The 22,017-nt window shown below is 70.7% G+C and carries 18 protein-coding genes, 2 tRNA genes and 1 pseudogene; 3 read left to right on the forward strand and 18 right to left on the reverse strand.

Annotated elements, in window-relative coordinates; translation table 11 throughout:
- Nucleotides 1-37: 37 nt before the first annotated feature.
- On the reverse strand, nt 38-1,903 hold the full coding sequence (lepA, locus tag QIS96_RS21545; protein ID WP_282544312.1) for a translation elongation factor 4: 1,866 nt from the start codon (nt 1,901-1,903) through the stop codon (nt 38-40).
- Between the two features lie 271 nt (nt 1,904-2,174).
- Between lepA and rpsT the strand changes: the two genes are divergently transcribed.
- Nucleotides 2,175-2,441 (forward strand): 30S ribosomal protein S20, encoded by a 267-nt coding sequence (rpsT, locus tag QIS96_RS21550; protein WP_282544313.1) that lies wholly within the window; start codon nt 2,175-2,177, stop codon nt 2,439-2,441.
- A gap of 638 nt (nt 2,442-3,079) precedes the next feature.
- Here the strand turns inward: rpsT and holA are convergent.
- The 10 genes from holA to QIS96_RS21600 all read right to left on the reverse strand — a co-directional run bounded on the left by holA (nt 3,080) and on the right by QIS96_RS21600 (nt 16,158).
- A complete protein-coding gene (gene holA, locus QIS96_RS21555; RefSeq protein ID WP_282544314.1) occupies nt 3,080-4,072 on the reverse strand; it encodes a DNA polymerase III subunit delta in 993 nt (330 codons plus the stop codon).
- Nucleotides 4,073-4,272: 200 nt separating this feature from the next.
- Nucleotides 4,273-4,518 carry a hypothetical protein gene (locus QIS96_RS21560; protein WP_282544315.1) on the reverse strand — a complete coding sequence of 82 codons (246 nt, stop codon included), beginning with the start codon at nt 4,516-4,518 and terminating at the stop codon, nt 4,273-4,275.
- 85 nt (nt 4,519-4,603) lie between these two features.
- Nucleotides 4,604-5,485, reverse strand: coding sequence for a YceI family protein (locus QIS96_RS21565; RefSeq protein ID WP_282544316.1), 882 nt, complete (start codon nt 5,483-5,485; stop codon nt 4,604-4,606).
- A gap of 258 nt (nt 5,486-5,743) precedes the next feature.
- A complete protein-coding gene (locus QIS96_RS21570) occupies nt 5,744-6,529 on the reverse strand; it encodes an arylamine N-acetyltransferase family protein (protein WP_282544317.1) in 786 nt (261 codons plus the stop codon).
- A 3-nt stretch (nt 6,530-6,532) separates the two neighbouring features.
- Nucleotides 6,533-9,328, reverse strand: a complete 2,796-nt coding sequence (locus QIS96_RS21575; RefSeq protein WP_282544318.1) for a ComEC/Rec2 family competence protein — start codon at nt 9,326-9,328, stop codon at nt 6,533-6,535.
- A 53-nt stretch (nt 9,329-9,381) separates the two neighbouring features.
- Nucleotides 9,382-10,155 carry a ComEA family DNA-binding protein gene (locus QIS96_RS37740; protein ID WP_349017406.1) on the reverse strand — a complete coding sequence of 258 codons (774 nt, stop codon included), beginning with the start codon at nt 10,153-10,155 and terminating at the stop codon, nt 9,382-9,384.
- A 689-nt stretch (nt 10,156-10,844) separates the two neighbouring features.
- Nucleotides 10,845-11,690 carry a DegV family protein gene (locus tag QIS96_RS21585; protein ID WP_282544320.1) on the reverse strand — a complete coding sequence of 282 codons (846 nt, stop codon included), beginning with the start codon at nt 11,688-11,690 and terminating at the stop codon, nt 10,845-10,847.
- A gap of 163 nt (nt 11,691-11,853) precedes the next feature.
- The gene (locus QIS96_RS21590; RefSeq protein ID WP_282544321.1) at nt 11,854-12,684 is read right to left on the reverse strand and encodes a hypothetical protein; all 831 of its coding nucleotides are present in this window, start codon (nt 12,682-12,684) and stop codon (nt 11,854-11,856) included.
- 156 nt (nt 12,685-12,840) lie between these two features.
- Nucleotides 12,841-15,720: a leucine--tRNA ligase gene (gene leuS / locus QIS96_RS21595; RefSeq protein ID WP_282544322.1), complete on the reverse strand. Its 2,880-nt coding sequence runs from the start codon at nt 15,718-15,720 to the stop codon at nt 12,841-12,843.
- A 365-nt stretch (nt 15,721-16,085) separates the two neighbouring features.
- A tRNA-Ala gene (locus tag QIS96_RS21600) sits at nt 16,086-16,158 on the reverse strand.
- On the opposite strand from QIS96_RS21600, the gene QIS96_RS21605 reads away from it, so the two are divergent.
- Nucleotides 16,126-17,652, forward strand: coding sequence for a glycosyltransferase 87 family protein (locus QIS96_RS21605; RefSeq protein WP_408907231.1), 1,527 nt, complete (start codon nt 16,126-16,128; stop codon nt 17,650-17,652). The two genes, QIS96_RS21600 and QIS96_RS21605, sit on opposite strands and share 33 nt — an antisense overlap.
- On the opposite strand, the gene QIS96_RS21610 is transcribed toward QIS96_RS21605, so the two are convergent.
- The 3 genes and pseudogenes from QIS96_RS21610 to QIS96_RS21620 form a co-directional block, all read right to left on the reverse strand.
- A complete protein-coding gene (locus tag QIS96_RS21610) occupies nt 17,631-17,864 on the reverse strand; it encodes a hypothetical protein (protein ID WP_282544323.1) in 234 nt (77 codons plus the stop codon). The two genes, QIS96_RS21605 and QIS96_RS21610, sit on opposite strands and share 22 nt — an antisense overlap.
- A 3-nt stretch (nt 17,865-17,867) precedes the next feature.
- Nucleotides 17,868-18,101 carry a hypothetical protein gene (locus tag QIS96_RS21615; RefSeq protein WP_282544324.1) on the reverse strand — a complete coding sequence of 78 codons (234 nt, stop codon included), beginning with the start codon at nt 18,099-18,101 and terminating at the stop codon, nt 17,868-17,870.
- An 88-nt stretch (nt 18,102-18,189) separates the two neighbouring features.
- Nucleotides 18,190-19,327 (reverse strand): annotated as a pseudogene (locus QIS96_RS21620) (MFS transporter); the annotation flags it as partial.
- Between the two features lie 125 nt (nt 19,328-19,452).
- On the opposite strand from QIS96_RS21620, the gene QIS96_RS21625 reads away from it, so the two are divergent.
- On the forward strand, nt 19,453-20,076 hold the full coding sequence (locus tag QIS96_RS21625; protein WP_282544325.1) for an MmyB family transcriptional regulator: 624 nt from the start codon (nt 19,453-19,455) through the stop codon (nt 20,074-20,076).
- A gap of 53 nt (nt 20,077-20,129) precedes the next feature.
- On the opposite strand, the gene QIS96_RS21630 is transcribed toward QIS96_RS21625, so the two are convergent.
- From QIS96_RS21630 to QIS96_RS21645, 4 genes are all read right to left on the reverse strand, one after another.
- A tRNA-Ala gene (locus tag QIS96_RS21630) sits at nt 20,130-20,202 on the reverse strand.
- Between the two features lie 94 nt (nt 20,203-20,296).
- Complete coding sequence (locus QIS96_RS21635) at nt 20,297-20,968, reverse strand: histidine phosphatase family protein (protein WP_282544326.1); 672 nt, start codon at nt 20,966-20,968, stop codon at nt 20,297-20,299.
- On the reverse strand, nt 20,965-21,405 hold the full coding sequence (gene rsfS / locus QIS96_RS21640; RefSeq protein WP_282544327.1) for a ribosome silencing factor: 441 nt from the start codon (nt 21,403-21,405) through the stop codon (nt 20,965-20,967). Before rsfS ends, QIS96_RS21635 begins: the two co-directional genes overlap by 4 nt.
- Nucleotides 21,406-21,716: 311 nt before the next feature.
- A partial coding sequence (locus QIS96_RS21645; protein ID WP_282544328.1) for an anti-sigma factor occupies nt 21,717-22,017 on the reverse strand: 301 nt, incomplete at its 5' end.

Below are 22,017 nucleotides of genomic sequence, written 5' to 3' on the forward strand. Positions count from 1 at the left end.
TCCGGTTCCCCCTCTTACCGCTTCTTGCCGCTGCTTCCTACTTCTTCTTCGACTGACCCTCGTCGCTGGAGAGAACAGCGATGAAGGCCTCCTGCGGCACCTCGACGGAGCCGACCATCTTCATCCGCTTCTTGCCCTCCTTCTGCTTCTCGAGGAGCTTCCGCTTACGGGAGATGTCACCGCCGTAGCACTTGGCGAGGACGTCCTTGCGGATGGCGCGGATGGTCTCGCGGGCGATCACCCGGGAGCCGATGGCGGCCTGCACGGGCACCTCGAACGCCTGCCGCGGGATGAGTTCCCGCAGCTTGGCGACGAGCCGCACGCCGTACGCGTACGCCTGGTCCTTGTGCGTGACGGCGGAGAAGGCGTCGACCTTGTCGCCGTGCAGCAGGATGTCGACCTTGACGAGCTGCGCGGACTGCTCGCCGGTGGGCTCGTAGTCGAGCGATGCGTAGCCGCGGGTCTTGGACTTCAGCTGGTCGAAGAAGTCGAAGACGATCTCCGCGAGCGGCAGCGTGTACCGGATCTCGACGCGGTCCTCGGAGAGGTAGTCCATGCCGAGCAGCACACCGCGCCGGTTCTGGCACAGCTCCATGATCGAGCCGATGAACTCGGACGGCGCGAGGATCGTGGCCCGTACGACCGGCTCGAAGACCTGGTCGATCTTGCCCTCGGGGAACTCGCTCGGGTTGGTGACCGTGTGCTCGGTGCCGTCCTCCATGATCACGCGGTAGACCACGTTGGGGGCGGTGGCGATCAGGTCGAGCCCGAACTCGCGCTCCAGGCGCTCGCGGATCACGTCCAGGTGCAGCAGGCCGAGGAAGCCGACGCGGAAGCCGAAGCCGAGCGCGGCCGAGGTCTCCGGCTCGTAGACCAGGGCGGCGTCGTTGAGCTGCAGCTTGTCGAGCGCCTCGCGCAGGTCCGGGTACTCCGAGCCGTCCAGCGGGTAGAGCCCGGAGAACACCATCGGCTTCGGGTCCTTGTACCCGCCGAGGGGCTCTTCGGCGCCCTTGTTCTGCTGGGTGATCGTGTCACCCACCTTGGACTGGCGGACGTCCTTCACGCCGGTGATCAGATAGCCCACCTCGCCGACGCCGAGGCCGTCGGCGGCCAGCATCTCCGGCGAGTTGGTGCCGATCTCCAGGAGCTCGTGGGTCGCGCCCGTCGACATCATCCGGATCCGCTCACGCTTGTTGAGCTGCCCGTCCACGACCCTCACGTACGTGACCACACCGCGGTACGAGTCGTAGACCGAGTCGAAGATCATCGCGCGGGCGGGGGCGTCCGCGACGCCGACCGGCGCGGGGATGTCCCTGACGACCCGGTCGAGCAGCGCCTCCACGCCCATGCCGGTCTTGGCGGAGACCTTGAGGACGTCGTCGGGCTCGCAGCCGACGAGGTTGGCGAGCTCCTCGGAGAACTTCTCCGGCTGGGCGGCCGGGAGATCGATCTTGTTGAGCACGGGGATGATCTTGAGGTCGTTCTCCATCGCCAGGTAGAGGTTGGCGAGCGTCTGCGCCTCGATGCCCTGGGCGGCGTCGACGAGCAGGATCGTGCCCTCACAGGCGGCGAGCGAACGCGAGACCTCGTACGTGAAGTCCACGTGGCCCGGGGTGTCGATCATGTTGAGGATGTGGGTCTTGTCCTGCCCCTCACCCTCGGTGGGCGCCCAGGGCAGGCGGACCGCCTGGGACTTGATGGTGATGCCGCGCTCGCGCTCGATGTCCATCCGGTCGAGGTACTGAGCGCGCATCTGCCGCTGCTCGACCACACCGGTCAGCTGGAGCATCCGGTCGGCGAGCGTGGACTTGCCGTGGTCGATGTGCGCGATGATGCAGAAATTGCGGATCAGCGCCGGGTCGGTACGGCTCGGCTGAGGCACATTCGTAGGGGTCGCGGGCACGCAGGGTCCTGATTCTTGAGACGTCTGCAGCTCTCTGCAGCCACTGGCGGATCGTTACGTAGCCTCCATCGTCCCATGAGCGGCGAGGAAGGCTCGGTTTGGGCCGCCGCGAGGGGCGCTGGTAGCCTAGCCAGCTGTGTCTCGCGTGCCCTCTCAGCGTACGAGGCACATCCTCGGTCTCCCGGACTTCCGCCTGCGGGCGGGCCTGCTTCTGGCGGGTTCCGGCCGGGCGGCCACCGTTAAGAATCATCGAACCTGAAAAGGCTCTTTCGTGGCGAACATCAAGTCCCAGATCAAGCGGAACAAGACGAACGAGAAGGCGCGCCTGCGCAACAAGGCCGTCAAGTCCTCGCTCAAGACCGCGATCCGTAAGACCCGTGAGGCTGCCGCCGCGGGTGACGTCGAGAAGGCCACTGCGGCCCTCCGCGACGCCAACCGCAAGCTGGACAAGGCCGTCTCCAAGGGCGTGCTCCACAAGAACAACGCCGCCAACAAGAAGTCGGCGCTTGCTTCCAAGGTCTCCGCTCTCAAGGGCTGAAACTTGATTTGATCGCCGGGACGGACCCCGAGCGGGCCCTCTCATCCGCTCCCGCCCGGCACCCCGGATCCGCACGCGGCCTGCGTTCGCCACGCGGGTGCGGATCCTCAAGCTTCAACCGGAATCCCCGTTGATCGCCCTTCCCCAGGGCGGTTGGCGGGGATTTTGGTGTGTTCCGGGGTTGGGTTGAGGGCCGATGGTCAGCCTGCCTGGGTTCGGGGGCGGGGCTGCCGATCAGCCCGTCGGGTGTTTGGGGTACGGGGGCCGACGGTCAGCCTGCCTCGTTTCGGGGGCGGGGCTGCCGTTCAGCCCGTCTCGTTTTCGGGAGCGGGGCGAGGGCCGCCAATCAGCCTGCCTGAGTTTTGGAGCGGGGGCCGTCAATCAGCCCGTCCGGCGTTTGAGGACGAGCCCGTTCAGGGCGACGGGGGTCTGGGGGCGGAGCCCCCAGTTTCGGGAAGGGGCGGGATCGGGGAAAGAACAGCGGCCCGCAGGACGAAGGCTGGGGCCCGGGTGCCCTGGGGCCGGGCGGGGCCGGGCCGGGCAGGCACCGGGAGACCAACTGCCCCAGGGACCAGAGGTCAGGGCCATCGGGGGCCGGGGCAGAAACACCCCGCACAACTCCCCCGAGCGGCAACCGCCTAGCGCACCGCCCCCCGAGCCCGCGCAGCCCGAGCAATCACGACAACCGCCTTCTCCAGCGCGTACTCCGGATCATCCCCCCCGCCCTTGACCCCCGCATCCGCCTCCGCAACCGCCTGCAACGCAACGGCGACACCATCCGGCGTCCACCCCCGCATCTGCTGCCGCACACGGTCGATCTTCCACGGCGGCATGCCCAACTCCCGCGCCAGATCGGCGGGTCGGCCACCGCGCGCGGAGGAGAGCTTGCCGATGGCGCGCACCCCCTGAGCCAGAGCACTGGTGATCATCACGGGCGCGACTCCGGTCGCGAGGGACCAGCGCAGCGCTTCGAGCGCCTCGGCCGCTCTGCCCTCCACCGCCCGGTCGGCGACGGTGAAGCTGGAGGCCTCGGCCCGACCCGTGTAGTACCGGCCGACCACGGCCTCGTCGATCGTGCCCTCGACGTCCGCCGCCAGCTGCGTCACCGCGGAGGCCAGCTCCCGCAGGTCGCTGCCGATCGCGTCGACCAGCGCCTGGCACGCCTCCGCCGTCGCGGACCGGCCCGACGTCCGGAACTCGGCTCGTACGAAAGCGAGTCGGTCCGCCGGCTTCGTCATCTTGGGGCAGGCCACCTCGCGGGCGCCCGCCTTGCGCGCGGCGTCGAGGAGGCCCTTGCCCTTGGCTCCGCCGGCGTGCAGCAGGACGAGGGTGATCTCCTCGACCGGCGCCCCGAAGTACGCCTTCACGTCCTTGATCGTGTCCGCCGAGAGGTCCTGCGCATTGCGTACGACCACGACCTTGCGCTCGGCGAACAGCGACGGGCTGGTCAACTCCGCGAGCGTGCCCGGCTGGAGCTGGTCGGGCGTGAGGTCACGCACGTCCGTGTCGGAGTCGGCGGCGCGCGCTGCCGCCACCACCTCCTGCACGGCGCGGTCGAGCAGCAGGTCCTCCTGGCCCACGGCGAGCGTCACGGGGGCGAGCGGATTGTCGTTTGCGGGTTTCCTGGCCATCGCGGTCAAGGATCCCACGCACCACTGACATCACGGTACGAGCGGCCCGGGAGTGGTCGTCCAGAGCGAGGCGATCTCCAGGGGGCCCAGGCTGCGGGCGCGAGGCCTTAACGAACAAGACCCATAACGAACAAGGCCCACAGAACACGGACAAGGCCCGCAGAACGCCGCGCCCCCCAACCGCCTCCTACGGCCAACCCCTACGGCTCCTCCCGCCAGCCCTCCCACTCGGCCGCGAACTCGTCCAACGCCGCCGGGTCGAGACGTTCCTGCGCGTCCTCCACGACGAGCAGCCACTGGGCGTCCTCGGCGTCGTCCTCTCCGGCCAGGGCGTCCCGTACGAGCTGGGGTTCCTCGGTGACCGCGAAGCGTTCGGTCAACGCCTCCGCCGCCTCCTCCGCGGCGTCGCGGTCGGGCAGGACCAGCACATGTCTCACATCACTCACCCGAACATTGTCCTGGTCCCCCAACGCACCCCGGCCCCGACCCCGGCCCGGCCCCGAGGCCCGCTCGCGGGGTTCCCTCGCGGGCTCAGCCCTTGGGCACGATCTGGACATCGAGGTCGATCTTGATGCTCGGGCCCACCGCCGCGATGCCCTTGGCCAGCATGGTCTGCCAGCTGACGGTGAAGTCGTCGCGGTGCAGCTCCGTCGTGGCTCGGCAGGCGGCACGCGTCTCGCCCTCCATGCCGCTGCCCGTGCCCAGATACTCCGTGTCGAGCATGACCGTCCGCGTCACACCGTGCAGGGACAGCGCACCCGTGACCGCCCAACGGCTGCCGCCGCGGTGCACGAAGCGGTCGCTGTAGAACTCCAGCGTCGGGAACTGCGCGACATCGAGGAAGTCCCCGGACCGCAGGTGGTCGTCACGCATCCTGACGTTGGTATCGATGGACGCCGCGTCGATCACGATGTGCATCGCCGACTGCTCCATGCGCTCCGCGATGCGTATCGCGCCCGCGAAGTTGTTGAACCGGCCATGGATCCGCGCGAGCCCGATGTGCCGAGCCGTGAACGCGATCGACGAGTGCATGGGCTCGATCTCCCAGTCCCCCGGCTCCGGCAGGGCCGGCGGCGCGGCGAGCTGCAGCGTCAGATCACCGAGCGCCGCGTGCCCGCCCTCGGGGACGGTCGCGCCGCCCCGGTACGGCGTGTACCCCTCGGCCGACACCGCGATGCGGTACTCCCCCGCGGGCACCGTCGTCACGAACGAGCCGAACGGGTCCGCCTCCCCCGCCACGACCTTCCGGCCCTGCGCGTCCGAGACGGTGAACCCCGCGTGCCGCAGCGGTTCATTGACCGGGTCCAGCACACGGCAGCTGATCATTCCCCCGCTGGGCGGCACCGGCAGCAACGAGGCGGAACCCCCGCCGCTTGTCCGGTTCTTACGGTTCTCCAGCCAGCGGCCGAACATGGACAGCACCCCTGATTGCGCTTCGGACCTGCGGTGCGGAGCGGACGCACCGATTGACGTGCGACAGGCGAGGCAGGCGTAGTACGGACGGCCTTTGCGGGCCTCGACGCGTCGGGCGTATCGTGAGCCTGCGAACCCACGGTGACCGCACAGTGACCGTTCGAGCCGGACTGGCCGCCCGAACGCTCCGTATGGCTGGAAATCTCCCCTATCGAAGGCCCATTCGACCACTACTGCAGCATTCAGGGCAACACAGTCTCATTCCGTAACACTCCCCTCCTTCAGTACGGGGACACGGTCGAGGACGATCCCGAAGTGCTCCGCGTACGCGGCGAGGATCTCCGCTCTCCCGCCGAGCTCGACCGTGGTGCGCTCCCCGCCGACCGTCGTCTTGAGCTCACTGCCGCTGAGCGTGATCCGGCCGTCCCCGGTGAGCCGCGAGCAGACCAGGGAGCGGGTGAACGTCGACTCGGGCGATGTCCGGTGGTACCAGGCTCCGGCCCTGAACTCCTCCAGATCTCTCGGCCGCTGATCAAGGAGGTACTCCGGCTCACCGTCCTTCAGCACCCGCAGGTCGCCCCGCTCGGCGTCCTCGATGCGGAACACCCCGCCAGGGTCGTGCTGTTCGCCCCTGTTCTCCAGCTCCAGCGGATAGTGGCTGTGCGCCCCGAACCCGACGTCGACCAGCAACGGCCCGCCCTGCGCCTCCACCCGCAGCGCCATGTGGTCGTACGGGATGCCGAGCCGCCCCTCGTCCCCGTACACACGCGCCTGCAACAGCGTCACCTCGTACCCCAGGGCGCTCAGCAACGCCCCGAACGCGCCGTTGAGTTCGTAGCAGAAGCCGCCTCTGCGGGCGTCCACGATCTTCGCGACGAGCGCTTCCCGCTCGAGCACGATGTCCTCCCCGAGGTGGATGGAGAGGTTCTCGAACGGGACCGTCCGCAGGTGAGCGACGTGCAGCTCGCGCAGCGACTCGATGTCCGGTCTGGCGGGCCGCGAACCGCCGATCCGGTTCAGGTAGGCATCAACGTCAATGTCCATGACTCATGGTCCCTCCTCGCCCCTTCTCGTGGTTTCGGCACGTCTTCCGCACCTCCTCGGTCTCGTCCCTCGTATGCCTCTCGACGCCGGCGCCCGGACCGACCTCGATGCCGTCGGCCGGGCAGGTCTCAATGCCGTGCCACGCGCAGGTCTCAATGCCGTCGGCCGGGCAGGTCTCAATGCCGTGCCACGCGCAGGTCTCAATGCCGTCGGCCGGGCAGGTCTCGATGCCGTGGCACGGGCAGCTCGCGACGTCACGGCTCGCAGGCCGGAGCCGGTGCCCGTCACGGCCACCGAGCCGTGCAGGTCGGTACGCAGCACCAGCGCGCCCTGTGCGCGCAGCGCGGCGAGCGTGGCCGGCGCCGGGTGCCCGTACTCGTTGTCCTCGCCTGCCGAGATCAGGGCCAGGCGTGGGCTGAGCCTTCGCATCAACTGCGGGTCCTGGTAGGCCGAGCCGTGGTGGGCGACCTTGAGCACGTCCACCGGCGGCAGCGGCGGCAGGCTGCTCAACAATGCCTGCTGCGCGGGCGGTTCGAGGTCGCCGGGGAGCAGCAGCTTCAGCCCGGCCACTTCTGCCAGCAGCGTCACGCTCGCGTCGTTGGGCCCTTCGGGCTCGGGGTGCGGGCCAGGCCCGGCCGGTGGCCACACCACCCGCCAGCGCAACGGTCCCGCACGCCTGCGCTCGCCCGCCACGGCCCGGACCACCTGAACGTCATGCGCGGCCGCCTCCGCCCGCACGAACTCGGCCCGCTCCTGCGGCACTTCGAGCGCCGTCGTCTGGATCAGCCCCACCTCCCGCCCGCGCAGCACCCCCGGCAGCCCCGTCACATGGTCGGCGTGGAAGTGCGTGAGGAGCACCAACGGGATCCGCGTGACCCCGAGCTCGCTCAGGCACCGGTCCACCAGCGCCGGGTCCGGCCCTACGTCGACCAGCACCGCCTCTCCCGGTCCGGTGGCGAGCACCGTGGCGTCGCCCTGCCCCACGTCGCACATCACCATGCGCCAACCCGGCGGCGGCCAACCGGAGATCACCCGGGTCAGCGGCGCCGGCCGGACCACCGCGAGCAGGAACATCAGGGCGCACACCCCGACCGTCGCCGGATGCCAGAGCAGCCTCCGCGCCGACCCGTGCGCCAGCCGGCCGACCAGCACCACCCCGGCCAGCGTCACCACGGCGAGCAGCGCCCCGCCACGCCACCCACCCGGCCACTCGACGCCCGCACCGGGCAGCGCCGCCCCTCTCCTCGCGACCTCGGCGATCCACTCCACCGGCCAACTCGCCACCCAGCACAGCCCCTTGGCGAGCAGCAGCGATACCGGCGCCAGGGCCAGCGCGGCGAAGCCGAGCACCGTCGCCGGCGCCACCGCCAACTCGGCGAGCAGATTGCACGGCACCGCCACCAGGCTGACCCGCGCCGCCAACACCGCCACCACCGGTGCACAGACGGCCTGCGCCGCCAGCGCCGCCGCGAGCGCATCGGCGAGCCGCGCCGGGACCCTTCTGCGGCGCAGCGCCGCACTCCACCGTGGTGCGATCGTCAGCAGCGCACCGGTGGCGAGCACGGACAACGCGAAGCCGTAACTCCGGGCCAGCCACGGGTCGTACAGCACCAGGAGCAGTACGGCGGCGGCCAGCGCCGGGATCAGCGAGCGCCGCCGCCCGGTAGCGATGGCGACAAGCACGATGAGCCCGCAGGCCGCCGCCCGCAGCACGCTCGGATCGGGCCTGCACACCACGACGAACGCGAGCGTGAGTGCGCCACCGAGGAGCGCTGTGCCTCTGAGCGAGATGCCGAGGCGTGGCGCCAGCCCCCCGCGCTCCGCGCGCATCGCCCGGCTCGGTGGACCGGTGAGCAGGATGAGGACGATGGTCAGGTTGCTGCCCGACACCGCGAGGAGATGGGTCAGGTCGGTGGCCCGGAAGGCCTCGTCCAGCTCCTCGCTGACGCGTCCGGTGTCCCCCACGACCAGCCCCGGCAGCAAAGCACGCGCGTCCGGAGTGAGCCCTTCCGTCGCCTCCCGCAGCCCGGCCCGCAGCTTCCCCGCAGTGCGCTGCAGGGCGCTCGGCCCCACGACGACTCGAGGCGCCTCACCTCCCGACACTCGCACGACGGCCGCGATCTCGTCCCCCTCCCGCATCGGCGGGGCGAGCCGCCCCTGCACACGCAGCCGGGTGGAGGGCAGCAGGGCACGCCACGGGGATGACGCGCCCTCGCCCACATCGGCGTTTCCGCCCCTCCCCTCTCCTTCCTCCACGTCGGCCCCTCCCTCGCCGGCGACCTCACGGGCGAGGAGCAGGACCGGCGTACGGGTCTCCGTGACCTCTCCTGCCGACGTGGTGACCTTGACGACGTCCACCTCCACGGCCGTGCCCGGCGGAAGAGTCCTCGCCCCCGACGCACGCGCCCGGACCGGACGTGGGTCCGCCGTCACCTCCAACTCGACCGTGGCGCTGGCGTATTCGCGGGCGAGCGCGGGAACTGGACCGCGATACAGATCCGCCGTGTGCAGTGCGGTCGCCCCGAGTGCCGCGGCGGCGCAGAGGAGCGTGGTCGCTACGGCCACCCGCCCCGGCCGCACTCCTCCCTTCAGGTACCGGTACCGGGACGCGTGCCGGCTCGACGGCCGTGCCCTCGCCGCCTCCACGCCCAGGACGCCCACCGCCGCCACCGCGCACAGCGTGAGCGCCAGGACCGTCCACCCTCCGGAGCTGCCGAGCGCCACTCCCGCTGACGCCCAGGCGGCGAGCGCGGGCGGGACGAGGCGAAGGTCGGCCGGACCTTCCTGCCTCTGTTCCATGGCACTCGGCGGCGGCTTGTCCGACTCAGGCACGGCGTCAACTGCCGTACGGATCACGGCCGTACGGCGTTCTTCAGGTCCGCGAAGCGGCGGTCGCCGATGCCGTTCACTTCGCGGAGTTCGTCGACGGAGCGAAAGCCGCCGTGCTGTGTGCGGTAGTCGACGATGTGCTGGGCGAGCACGGGGCCCACACCCGGCAGCGTGTCCAGTTGGTCGACCGTGGCCGTGTTGAGGCTGACCGGAGCTGCTCCCGCCCCTGCCCCAGGCCCGGCCCCCGCAGCCCCACCGCTCGCACCGGAGGACGTGGTTCCCGTGGACGCCGAGCCACCTACCCCGACCTGGCCGGGCGCTGCCGGCACACCGACGACCACCTGCTCGCCGTCCATCAGCAATCGCGCCCGGTTGAGGGAGGTGATGTCGGCTCCGCTGCGCACGCCACCAGCGGCCTCCAGCGCGTCGGCCACCCTGGCGCCCGCCGGCAGGCGGTGAATTCCGGGGCTGCGCACCTTGCCGCTGACATCTACGACGATCCGCCCTCCAGCCACCCCATCCGCTCCGGGCACCCCGGTGGCCTCGCCCGACGCCCCCTGCCCGCCCACGCTGTCCGTTCCGCCCGATCCGGGGCTCGGCACAGCCGCCCCTGACGACAGATCGGGCACCGTCGCCTCGCCCACCGCCTCCGGCGCCCGCACCGACCGCGGCTCGCCGGACCAGAAGTGCAGCACCGCGAAGCCGACCGCCACCACCAGCACCACAGCAAGGGCGATGAGGCTCCTGCGCTCCACACCGCACCTCAACTGCAGCCACAGCGGGAGGCGTTCACGCACTGCCGCCCGACAGCGCCCTGCTCGGGACCCCTTCCCGTCAGGTTCGGCATCAGGGCTCATCGACGACTCACGCCCGCCCACCAAGCCGACACCACCAGCGGCACCAGCCCCCGTAGCGGCACCCGCGCCTCGAGCCGACTGCTCCGCCCGATCAGACGCACCCGCACCCCGAGCCGACGCCTCCGCCCGATCAGCCGCGCCCGCAGCCCGGAGGCCGCCGGGCGTGACAGGCCGCAACCCACCAGTCGGGACCGGCCGCAACCCTCCAGGCGGGACGGGCCTCAGCTCGGAGGGCAGGGAAGCCGTACGCTCACCGCCTCCGCCCGGGTCGAACAGGACCTGCGCACGCATCCGTACGCGCTCGGCCGCGCCCCGTCGATGCCGAACACCCGCCCGCACACCGCCTGTTCGATACGGAACGCGGCCACGACGAGCCGTAGGACGGTGACGCATGCGGCCGTCCGACGACGGGCCACGCCCCGGGCCGCTGGTCGCGGCGGCGGCGAAGGAACGGCGCGGGGAACTGGGAAAACGAGGAGCGCGAGGCGATCGAGGAGTCATGTCCGCGACGCTATGCCGCCCCGGAAGAACTTGCTGATCTTGGTCAATTCCTGTGGAGAACCCGCCAGTTGTGGATAACTCCGTCACCCACACGAGTCACAGCAGCAACACCAACAGGACTCGCCCGGCTACCTCGGCGAGACGACCGCGCCCAACAGCCCCGGCCCGGTGTGCGCCCCGATCACCGCGCCCACCTCGCTGACGTGCAGCTCGACCAGCCCCGGCACCCGTTCCTTGAGGCGGTCCGCGAGTGCCGTCGCCCGCTCCGGCGCGGCCAGGTGGTGCACCGCGATGTCCACGGCGCTCGCCCCCGCACGCTCCGCGACGATCTCCTCGAGCCGGGCGATCGCTTTGGAGGCGGTACGCACCTTCTCCCGCAACTCGATGCGCCCGTTGTCCAGTTCGAGCAGCGGCTTGACCGCGAGGGCCGAGCCGAGCAGCGCCTGGGCGGCGCCGATCCGGCCACCGCGGCGCAGGTAGTCCAACGTGTCGACGTAGAAGTAGGCGGAAGTGGAGGCCGCGCGTTTCTCGGCCGCGGCCACCGCGTCGTCCACCGTGCCGCCGGCCTCGGCGGTCTCCGCGGCGGACAGCGCGCAGAATCCGAGGGCCATCGCGACCATGCCGGTGTCCACGACCCGCACCGGAACCGGAGCGTCCTTCGCCGCGAGCACCGCCGCGTCGTACGTGCCGGAGAACTCCGCCGAAAGGTGCAGCGAAACGATGCTCGTCGCGCCGGTCTCCGCGACGCGGCGGTAGGTCTCGGCGAACAGCTCGGGGCTCGGTCGGGAGGTCGTCACCGGCTGGCGCTTCTGCAGGGCGGCGGCGAGCGAGCGCGCCGAGATCTCGGTGCCCTCTTCCAGCGCCTGGTCGCCGAGGACCACGGTCAGCGGCACTGCGGTGATGCTGTGCCGCTCCATCGCCCGCTGCGGCAGGTAGGCCGTGGAATCCGTGACGATCGCGACATGGCGGGACATGAGCTGGAGATTACCTTCCACGACCCACGCGCGGCAGCCCGGGTCCTACGGCCGGATCAGCCGTTGGATCAAGGGCGCTCCAGGCATGAATCAAGGGCGCATCAGGGATGGATCAGCTCGCCGGGGAGCCTGCTCAAGTCCGCCGCCCATAAACCGATTCCCCTCAGGTGGTGCTCTCCGGCTTCGCGTCCTTCTGCCAGGAGTACGTGGGTGCCTGTCTGCTCGGCTCGATCGCCTCGGGGCCACCCTCGGCGGGCCGTCCTGCCTCCCTTTCGGAGCGCTCCGACCAGTCGGCCCTGCCCTCCGGCCAAGTCTGCTCGGTCGGCGCCGCGGGACCGTCCACCAGCGTCGGCTCAGGCCATGAAGGGGCAGCCTCACGCGGGGCCTCACGCCTAGCCTCACGCCGGGCCGCGTCCGTGGACCGGTGGCCCTCCTCAGGCGTGGAATCGGCAGGCATCCAGTGCCGCAGTGCCCCCGACTCCACGTCGATCTGCCGGCCGAGCTCGGACAGGTCGTCGTCGGCGAAGTTGCGGGCGCGGTCGTGGGCGGCCCAGCGCAGGGAGTCCGCGGCCTGCGTGATCTGGTCCGTGCGCTCCTTGAGGTCGGGCAGCCGCTGCGCGAGGCGGGCCTTGTCCGGGTCGCGCTCCAGCCGCTTCAGCTCGCGGTCCAGCTCGTGCCCGTGCGCACTGAGCCGGTCGAAGAGGCGCAGCGACTCCTGCAGCGAGGCGTCCTGCTGCGCGCCGGTTCCGAGCGCCTCCTGGGTGGCCTTCATCGTCGAACGCAGCTGTACGCGCAGGCGCGCCAGCTCGCCCGCGGGACCTGGCTGCGCGTAGGTCTTCGCCTTGAGGGTGGTGTCCTCGACCGTGCGGCGGGCCTGCTCGATGGTGCGGTCCACGCCGCGCGCCGCCGCTTTCGCGACCTTGATCGTGACGAACACCCCCAGCACCACGAAGAGCGCGAAAAGCACCGCCAGTACGGCGATCGCTTCACCCATGGCGGGCCTCCGGGGTCTTGAACGACGGTCTCTTCCACCGTAAACGCACACGGGCAGGCCGAGGGTTCCTTCGAACCCCCAACCTGCCCGTAGGGGACATCCCTGGGACGTCCCCGCCCACGCGCCGGTCACCCGAACGCGTGGGTCAGCGGAGCATCAGGCCGGAACGATGTTGACCAGCTTCGGCGCCCGCACGATCACCTTGCGGATGCCCGCGCCGTCCAGCGCCGCCACGACCCTCTCGTCGCCGAGGGCCACCTTCTCCAGCTCCTCGTCCGAGATCGACGGGGACACCTCCAGGCGCGCCTTGACCTTGCCCTTGATCTGCACGACGCAGGTCACGGCCTCGTCGACGACGTACGCCGGGTCGGCCACGGGGAAGTCCTCGTGGACGACCGACGTGTCGTGGCCCAGCTTGCGCCACAGCTCCTCGCCGACGTGCGGGGCCAGCGGCGCGATCAGCAGCACCAGCTGCTCGGCGACCGAACGCGACACCGCGCCACCGGACTTGGTCAGGTGGTTGTTCAGCTCGGTGATCTTGGCGATGGCGGTGTTGAACCGCATGCCCTCCAGGTCCTGGCGGACGCCGTCGATCGCCTTGTGCAGGGCCCGCAGGCTGTCCTCGTCCGGCGCGTCCTCGGACACGCTGACCGAGCCCGTCGACTCGTCCACGACGTTGCGCCACAGCCGCTGCAGCAGCCGGAACTGGCCCACCACCGCGCGCGTGTCCCACGGCCGGGAGACGTCCAGGGGGCCCATCGCCATCTCGTAGAGGCGCAGGGTGTCCGCACCGTACTCGGCACAGATCTCATCCGGAGTGACCGCGTTCTTCAGGGACTTGCCCATCTTGCCCAGCTCGCGCTTGACCGGCTCGCCCTCGAAGAAGTACTTGCCGTCGCGTTCCTCGACCTCGGCGGCCGGCACCGGGAAGCCACGGCTGTCGCGGTAGACGTACGCCTGGATCATGCCCTGGTTGAACAGCTTGTGGAACGGCTCGGCCGACGAGATGTGGCCCAGGTCGAACAGCACCTTGGACCAGAAACGCGCGTACAGCAGGTGCAGCACGGCGTGCTCCGCGCCGCCCACGTACAGGTCGACGCCGCCGGTGGGCTGGCCCTCGCGGGGGCCCATCCAGTACTGCTCGATCTCGGGGTCGACCAGCTTCTCGTCGTTGTGCGGGTCCAGGTAGCGCAGCTCGTACCAGCAGGAACCGGCCCAGTTGGGCATGGTGTTGGTCTCGCGGCGGTACGACTTCACGCCGTCGCCCAGGTCCAGCTGGACGTTGACCCAGTCCTCGTTGCGCGACAGCGGCGTCTCCGGGGAGGTGTCCGCGTCGTCCGGGTCGAAGGTGCGCGGGGAGTAGTCCTCGACCTCGGGCAGCTCCAGGGGCAGCATCGACTCGGGCAGCGAGTGCGCGACGCCGTCCTCGTCGTAGACGATCGGGAAGGGCTCGCCCCAGTAGCGCTGGCGGCTGAACAGCCAGTCGCGCAGCCGGAAGTTGACGGTGCCCTCGCCGACGCCGCGCTGCGCCATCCACTCGGTGATGCGCGCCTTGGCGTCGGCGACGCTCAGGCCGTCCAGGGAGACCTCGTCGTTCGACGAGTTGATGATCTTCGCGTCGTACGAGGCGAAGGCGTCCTCCCAGGTGGAGGTGTCCGTGCCGCGGCCGTCGGTCGGCTCGACGATGCAGTGGATCGGCAGCTCGAAGGCGCGCGCGAACTCGAAGTCGCGCTGGTCGCCCGCGGGGACGGCCATGATCGCGCCCGTGCCGTAGCCCATCAGGACGTAGTCGGCGACGAAGACCGGGACCTGCTGGCCGTTGACCGGGTTGGTGGCGTACGCGCCGATGAAGACGCCGGTCTTGTCCTTGGCCTCGGCCTGGCGCTCGACGTCGGACTTGGACGCGGCCTGCTTGCGGTACGCGGCGACGGCCTCGGCGGGCGTCGCGTGGCCGCCCGTCCAGACGTCGTGCGTGCCCTCCGGCCAGGCGCTCGGGGTGAGCTTCTCGACCAGGGGGTGCTCGGGCGCCAGGACCATGTAGGTGGCGCCGAACAGGGTGTCCGGGCGGGTGGTGAAGACCGTGATGCGTTCGCCGTCCACGGGGAAGTCGACGCGGGCGCCCTCGGAGCGGCCGATCCAGTTGCGCTGCTGCAGCTTGATCGCCTCGGGCCAGTCCAGGCCGTCCAGGTCGTCGATCAGGCGGTCCGCGTACGCGGTGATGCGCATGTTCCACTGGCGCAGCTTGGACTTGAAGACGGGGAAATTGCCGCGCTCGGAGCGACCGTCGGCGGTGACCTCCTCGTTCGCCAGGACGGTGCCCAGGCCGGGGCACCAGTTGACGGGGGCGTCGGAGGCGTACGCCAGGCGGTACTGGCCCAGGACCTCGGCACGGTCGGCCGGGCTCAGCTCGGACCACGCGCGCGTGGTGCCGTTTTCGTCGGCGGGAACGGCGCGCTCGCCGCTCTCGAACTGGGCGACCAGCTCAGCGATGGGGCGGGCCGACTTCGCGTCGTCGTCGTACCAGGAGTTGAAGATCTGCAGGAAGATCCACTGGGTCCACTTGTAGTACTCCGGGTCGATCGTCGCGAAGGAGCGGCGCTTGTCGTGACCCAGGCCCAGGCGGCGCAGCTGCGCCTTCATGTTGACGATATTGGCCTCGGTGGAGACCCGCGGGTGGGTGCCCGTCTGCACGGCGTACTGCTCGGCGGGCAGGCCGAACGCGTCGAAGCCCAGGGTGTGCAGGACGTTGTGCCCGGTCATGCGCTGGAACCGCGCGAAGACGTCGGTCGCGATGTACCCCAGCGGGTGGCCGACGTGCAGGCCCGCACCGGAGGGGTACGGGAACATGTCCATGATGAACTTCTTGGACCGGTCGGCGACCGACGGGTCGCCGGCCATGTCTCCGCTCGGATTCGGCGCCTCATAGGTGCCGTTCTCGTCCCAGAAGTCCTGCCAGCGTGCCTCGATGTCCGCGGCCATGGTGGCCGTGTAGCGGTGCGGCGCTGCCACTTCGGCAGCAGAATTCGTCTCGCTCATGATCCTTAAGGCTCCATCGATCGTCTCTGCCGGCGCTTTCGGCTGCGACGTACAACCGAAATGAAAAAGCCCCTCACACAGGAGGGGACGCCGCGCTGACTCCGACCGCCTTCCCTGGAAGGCCCTGGTCGGTACTGATCAGCGCGGCTCGCTAAGCAGAAGGCGTACGGCACGCATGGCGTCAGGGTACCGCAGCGCCATAGAGGGGCGCACCGAGCTTTCACGACGCGAGCAGACGCAGGCAGAGCGAGACAACGGCGCCCTCGCGCGGACGGCAGCCCGAACAGGCATGGCGGGAGCCGAAACACGCACATAAAGAAGAAGAGCGGGCCGTCCGATTCGGACGACCCGCTCTCCAACTACTGTGGAGCTAAGGAGAATTGAACTCCTGACCTCTTGCATGCCATGCAAGCGCTCTACCAACTGAGCTATAGCCCCTTGCGGTGTGCCGCCCGGTGTTTCCCCCGGCGACGTCGACAACATTACCGGTCACCTGCCGGTCCACCAAATCGCTTCTTCGCCCCACCGGCCGGGACGCCTCAACGGGTACTGTCAGCACGCGTGACCACACAGGGACGAGCGGCCGCGAACACCGACGAACGACCCGAGCAGGACCAGGCCGTACACGCCGTGGAGGCCGGTCCTGACAACGGCGCAGCGGGCCCCGGCCGGCGTCGGCTCCTGATCGCCCTGCTCGCCTGTCTGGCCTCGTTCAGCGCCTTCTGGGTCGCCCAGCGCCTCGCCGGGGTCACGCTCCTGGACGTGATGGTCTACCGCGCCGAAGGCTGGACCGTGCGCAACGGCGGCGACCTCTACGCCCTAGAAGCGACCGTCCACAAGCTGCCGACCACGTATCCGCCGTTCGCCGCCCTGCTGTTCACTCCGCTGACGCTGCTCGGCGTCCCGGAGATGCGCACCTTCGCGACCGGCTTCAACCTGGCGCTCGTCCTCGCTGTGGTCCACCTCTCGCTGCGCCTGGTCGGCGTCGAGCGCCGCTCGCAGCGGCTCATGGTCGCACTGTGGGTGTCGGCGCTCCTCGTGTGGTGCGAGCCGGTGTGGACGACGCTGCGGTACGGGCAGATCAACCTGCTCCTCGCCGTGCTCGTGCTGTGGGACCTGACCCGGCGCCCCGGCAACCGCTGGGCCGGCGTCGGCATCGGCGTCGCGGCCGCGATCAAGCTCACGCCCGCCCTGTTCGCCGTGCTGCTGGCTCTGGCGGGCCTGGTGCAGGCGGTGCGCCTCGCGCGTGCGGGGCGGTCGTGGTGGAACCCGTGGCTGCGCGGCGCCGTGCTGGCCACGGTCACGTTCCTCGCGGTCACGGCGGCCTCCTGGCTGGTCCTGCCGTACGACTCGAAGCGGTTCTGGACGGAGATGGTCTTCGCCGCGAGCCGTCCCGGCCAGGCCGAGGACACGGCGAACCAGTCGCTGCGCGGTGTGCTCGCCCGGCTCCTGCACACCGCCGAGCCGGGCCTCGCGTACACCGTGAGCGCGGCGCTCGTCGCCGTGGCCGGGCTCGCCGTCGCGGTTGTTTCGCTGCTACGCGCGCGTGCCGCCTGGGCGGTGACGTCCTGTGCGGTGACCGCGTTGCTGATCAGCCCGATCTCCTGGTCGCACCACTGGGTGTGGATCGTGCCCGTGCTGATCCTGCTCGCCGCCGAGACTCGGCGCACGGGGAGCGCACGGCTTCGGGCCGGGACGGCCGGAATGGCCCTGCTGTTCTTCTCATTCGCGCTGTGGTGGGTGCCGCACGCCGGATCGAGCACTACGCAACGCCCCGAACTCGACCAGAACGTCTGGCAGTTCACCCTTTCCGCGGGCTACACCCTGGCCGGGCTCGCCTTCCTCGCGGTGACCGCGCTGCGGCTGCGCGAAAACAGGCACCACGCGCGCGTGCGGGTGCCGAGGCAGGCTCAGGCTCTCGCGAACGAGTAGAACCGCTTGAGTGTGCAGTGCTCGTCCAACAGCCTGCCGTAGATGGGCTCGCCCTCGAGTTCGCGGTACGTCTCGATGGGGTCGCCTTTTATGATCAGCGCCCGCGCGCATTCCTCGCACCAGTACTGGTACGCAGAGTTGACCGGTTCCATGTCGCGGACGATCGGCGTGCCACTGCCGCACCAGTCGCACTTCCTCCTGTGTGCACCCATCGATCAGCTCCAGCTGTGGCCGCAGGCCGTGCACACGTAGGAGATCCCTCCGTTGTCGCCGAGGACCTGGGCGACATGGGCGGAACCGCAGGTCGGGCAGTTGAGAGAAGCAGCGAGCGCGGGGCACTCGCACGGGGGGCAGGTGAAGCGGAGCGCGTACTCCGGCAACCAGTCGTAGCCCTGCGCCTCGGCCACGTCGAGCAGGTCGTTGACCTCCTCGAGGATGCTCGCAGGCATCGCGCTTCTCCCTCCCGTCGGGCGCTTTTCGCCGGTCGTGCAGCCCCCTTCCCGGCCCGCCCGATTCTGCCACGGACCGCCAGATGGGTCAGCGACGCGCGCGTACCGGTCCGGACACGGCGCCCAGGACCGCCGTCGCCGCAAGTGCCAGGCAGCACACCAGAAGGGCGTCGGCGGAGCCCTGACGGCCCGAGGCCCCCTGTGCGTCCGCGAGACGCCCCAGGAAGTGGCTGCCGAACTCCGCTACGCCGGACGAGCCGGCCGAGTTGTGTGACGGTTGCGAACAGCCAGCGGGCGTCCGCCACGTCCTCCTTGCGTACGCCGCCGAGCGCGCCGGTCAGGGACGGGCTGTAGCCGAGTGCGAGGCCGAGGCCGACGGCCGCGAACGCGACGTACAGCCACGGCACGCCGGAGGAGCCGTCGCGCAGCAGCAACCCGACAGCCGCGCTCGCTGCCGCGGTGACGGCGAACCCGCCGGGGACCAGGGCCCGTTGGAGCCGCCGGGGCCAGCGCGCCCAGGTCAGCCCGACCGCGCCGAACACCAGGGCCGTCGGCGCGCACGTGAGCCCGGTGCGCAGCGCGCTGTGTCCGAGGCCGGCCTGGAAGTGCAGGGTCAAGACGAACAGGAAGCCGGCGTTCACCGCCATGACGAGCAGAATCCGGACCACGGCGAGCCCGATGCCCGGAATCCGCAGCACGCGCGGTGCGATCAGCGGCGCCCCACCACGTGCCGCGAGGCGGTTCTCGTACGCCGCAAAGGCCGCCAGGAACACGGCACTTGAGGCCAGGGAGAGCCAGGACCACAGCGGCCAGCTCTGTTCCTGGCCGAGCACGAGCGGCACCGTGAACAGCGAGACGGCACCACCGAGCAGCAGCAGCCCCGGCAGGTCGAGTCCGTGGGCGTGCTCCGCGCGGGTGTCGCGCGGCAGCACGCGCGTGCCGACGGCGAGCAGGGCGAGGCCGATCGGCACGTTGACGAGGAACACCGGCCGCCAACCGCTGCCGAACAGATCGGCGGCGACGAGGGCGCCGACGACGACCTGGCCCGCTGCGGCGCCGACCGCGAGGACCGCCGCACAGGCGCCGAGGGCCCGCACGCGCGCGTGGCCCGTGAAGTTCCGCTGGATCAGGCTGAGCACCTGCGGGATCATCACCGCCGCACCCGCGCCCTGGGCGAGCCGGAAGCCGATCAACTGGCCGGTGTTCTGGGCGAGTCCGCAGGCCAGCGGTTGTCGTCATGGCAGCGAGCGTGGCCGCCGTCGCCCGCGCCGCACGAGAGCCCGCCGATACGGGTACTGACAGCACCTGGCAACAGCACCCGAGCCGTTCGACCCTGGGGGATGTGACGACCATGACGCAGACAGCGGGCACCCGGCGCCGCAGGCCCGAGCCGGCCGCGTTCCTGCGCAGCCGCCGGGCCCGGGTGACGCCGGCGGACGTGGGCATGCCGCCGGGCCTGCGCCGCCGCACCCCGGGCCTGCGCCGCGAGGAGGTCGCGCACCCGGCGGTGGTCTACAACGCGCGGTACGACGTCCTCGCCACCAACCCCGCCTATCTGGACCTCTTCGACACCCCGGCGGTCCGTTCGACGGGCCTGCGCAACACACTGTGGGCGCTTTTCACGCGCGACGAGGCGGAGTGCCCGGTGCGGTTCCGGGAGACCGAACTGCCGATGATGGTGGCCCAGTTGCGCCAGGCCTACGGCTCCCATGCGGGCGAGCCCGCCCGGGAGGACTTCGTACGTGAACTCTCCGCCGCGAGCCCGTACTTCGCGCGGCTGTGGCGCAGTGGGAACGTGGTGAAGCCGGGACCGCGCGTGAAGACCTTCCGGCACCGGAAGGTCGGCGAGATACGCATGACGTCGGTGTCCCTGTCGATCGACGGCATGCCCGAGTGCCGGATCGTGGCGTACACCCCGGCCGGCGAGGAGAGCTCCGCGCGTACGACCGCGCTGCGCGCGCAGCGGCAGGACTGAGTCCGTACAACGCGAAATCCCGCCCCCTGATGGGGACGGGATTTCGGTGACTGTGGAGCTAAGGAGAATTGAACTCCTGACCTCTTGCATGCCATGCAAGCGCTCTACCAACTGAGCTATAGCCCCTTGCGTTCTTCCCGCTCGGCGGGCGAACAAGAAGAACTTTAGCCTGCGACCAGCCGGAAAGTGAAATCCGGGTCCCTGGCCGCCTGCAGCGGGCTCAGTCGTCGTCGCCGAGGACCGGCTCCGGCAGCGTGCCCGCGTTGTGCTCGAGCAGCCGCCAGCCGCGGGCGCCCTCGCCGAGGACCGACCAGCAGCAGTTGGAGAGGCCGCCGAGGCTCTCCCAGTGGTGCGGCTCGAGGCCGAGCAGCCGGCCGATCGTGGTGCGGATCGTGCCGCCGTGGCTGACCACGACGAGCGTGCCGCCGTCGGGCAGCTTGTCCGCGTACCCGAGGACGACGGGCGCGGCCCGCTCGGCGACCTCGGTCTCCAGCTCGCCGCCGCCCCTGCGCACCGGCTCGCCGCGCTTCCACGCGGCGTACTGCTCGCCGTACTGCGCGATGATCTCGTCGTGCGTGAGGCCCTGCCAGTGGCCGGCGTAGGTCTCGCGCAGGCCCTCGTCGTGCGCGACGTCGAGGCCCGTCAGGGAGGACAGCTCGGCGGCCGTGGTGGCGGCGCGCTTGAGGTCGGACGCGACGATGGCGTCCGGCTTCAGGGACGCGAGCAGCCGGGCCGAGCGGCGGGCCTGGGCCACGCCCTCGTCGGTCAGCTCGATGTCCGTGCTGCCCTGGAAGCGGCGCTCCAGGTTCCAGGAGGTCTGGCCGTGCCGCCACAGGATGACGCGGCGGCCGCGGCCTCCCGAGGCGTTCAGGAAGGAGCGCTGGGAGCTCACCGGAAGTCCCCGGCTGCGGCATCGGCCGCCGCCGACTGCTCGGCGTGCTCGGCGGCCTTGCCGCGGGTGGCCTTGGCGTCCTCGGGCAGGTCGAGCTCGGGGCAGTCCTTCCACAGGCGCTCGAGGGCGTAGAAGACGCGCTCCTCGCTGTGCTGGACGTGCACCACGATGTCCACGTAGTCGAGGAGGATCCAGCGGGCGTCGCGGTCGCCCTCGCGGCGCACGGGCTTCGCGCCGAGCTGCTTGTTGAGCTTCTCCTCGATCTCGTCGACGATCGACTTGACCTGGCGGTCGTTGGGCGCGGAGGCCAGCAGGAAGGCGTCCGTGATGGAGAGGACGTCGCTGACGTCGTAGGCGATGATGTCGTGCGCGAGCTTGTCGGCGGCCGCCTGCGCGGCAACGTTGATGAGCTCGATGGAGCGGTCCGTCGCGGTCACTACGAGGCTTTCTTTAGTCGGTCAGTACCCGTCAAGGGTCTCACGGACCGCGGACAGCACCTCAAGCGATTAGCGGACAGCACCTCAAGCGATTACTCGGGCCCCGGGGGGGGGGCCCCCCCGGGGGCGGGGGGGGGGGGGGGGGGGGGGGGCGGGCGCGGGGGGGGGGGGCCCCCCGCCCCCCCACTTTCCTGTCGGCGCCGGGCCGCACCGGCGTCGTGCGGTCGTACGACTCGGTGGTCGTCGCCGCCCACCCGCGATTGAGCCTGCCGCCCGGCCCCCGACACGTCGGTGGCCGGGCGGCGTACGCCTCAGGCGGGCAGCGGCATCAGGGCCACCGGGGCGGAGGTCGGCTGCTGGGAGCCGCTGGCCGGCTCGACGGTGATACCCATGCCGGACGCACCGCCCACCGCGCCGCTCATCAGCACCGTCTGCTCGCTGCGGCCGGGCTGCATGAGCCCGGCGGAGCGCATCTTCCCGCCGTCGTCGAACCACAGCTGGTACGTCTTGCCCTCGGGCGGCGGGGCCATCCCGGAGACCACGAACACGGCCCGATCCTGGCTCTTGGAGACGACGACCGTGCCGGTCGCACCCTCGCCCAGCTTCGCCGAG

This window comes from Streptomyces cavernicola (genome assembly GCF_029968035.1).
GTDB classification, from domain to species: Bacteria; Actinomycetota; Actinomycetes; order Streptomycetales; family Streptomycetaceae; genus Streptomyces; species Streptomyces cavernicola.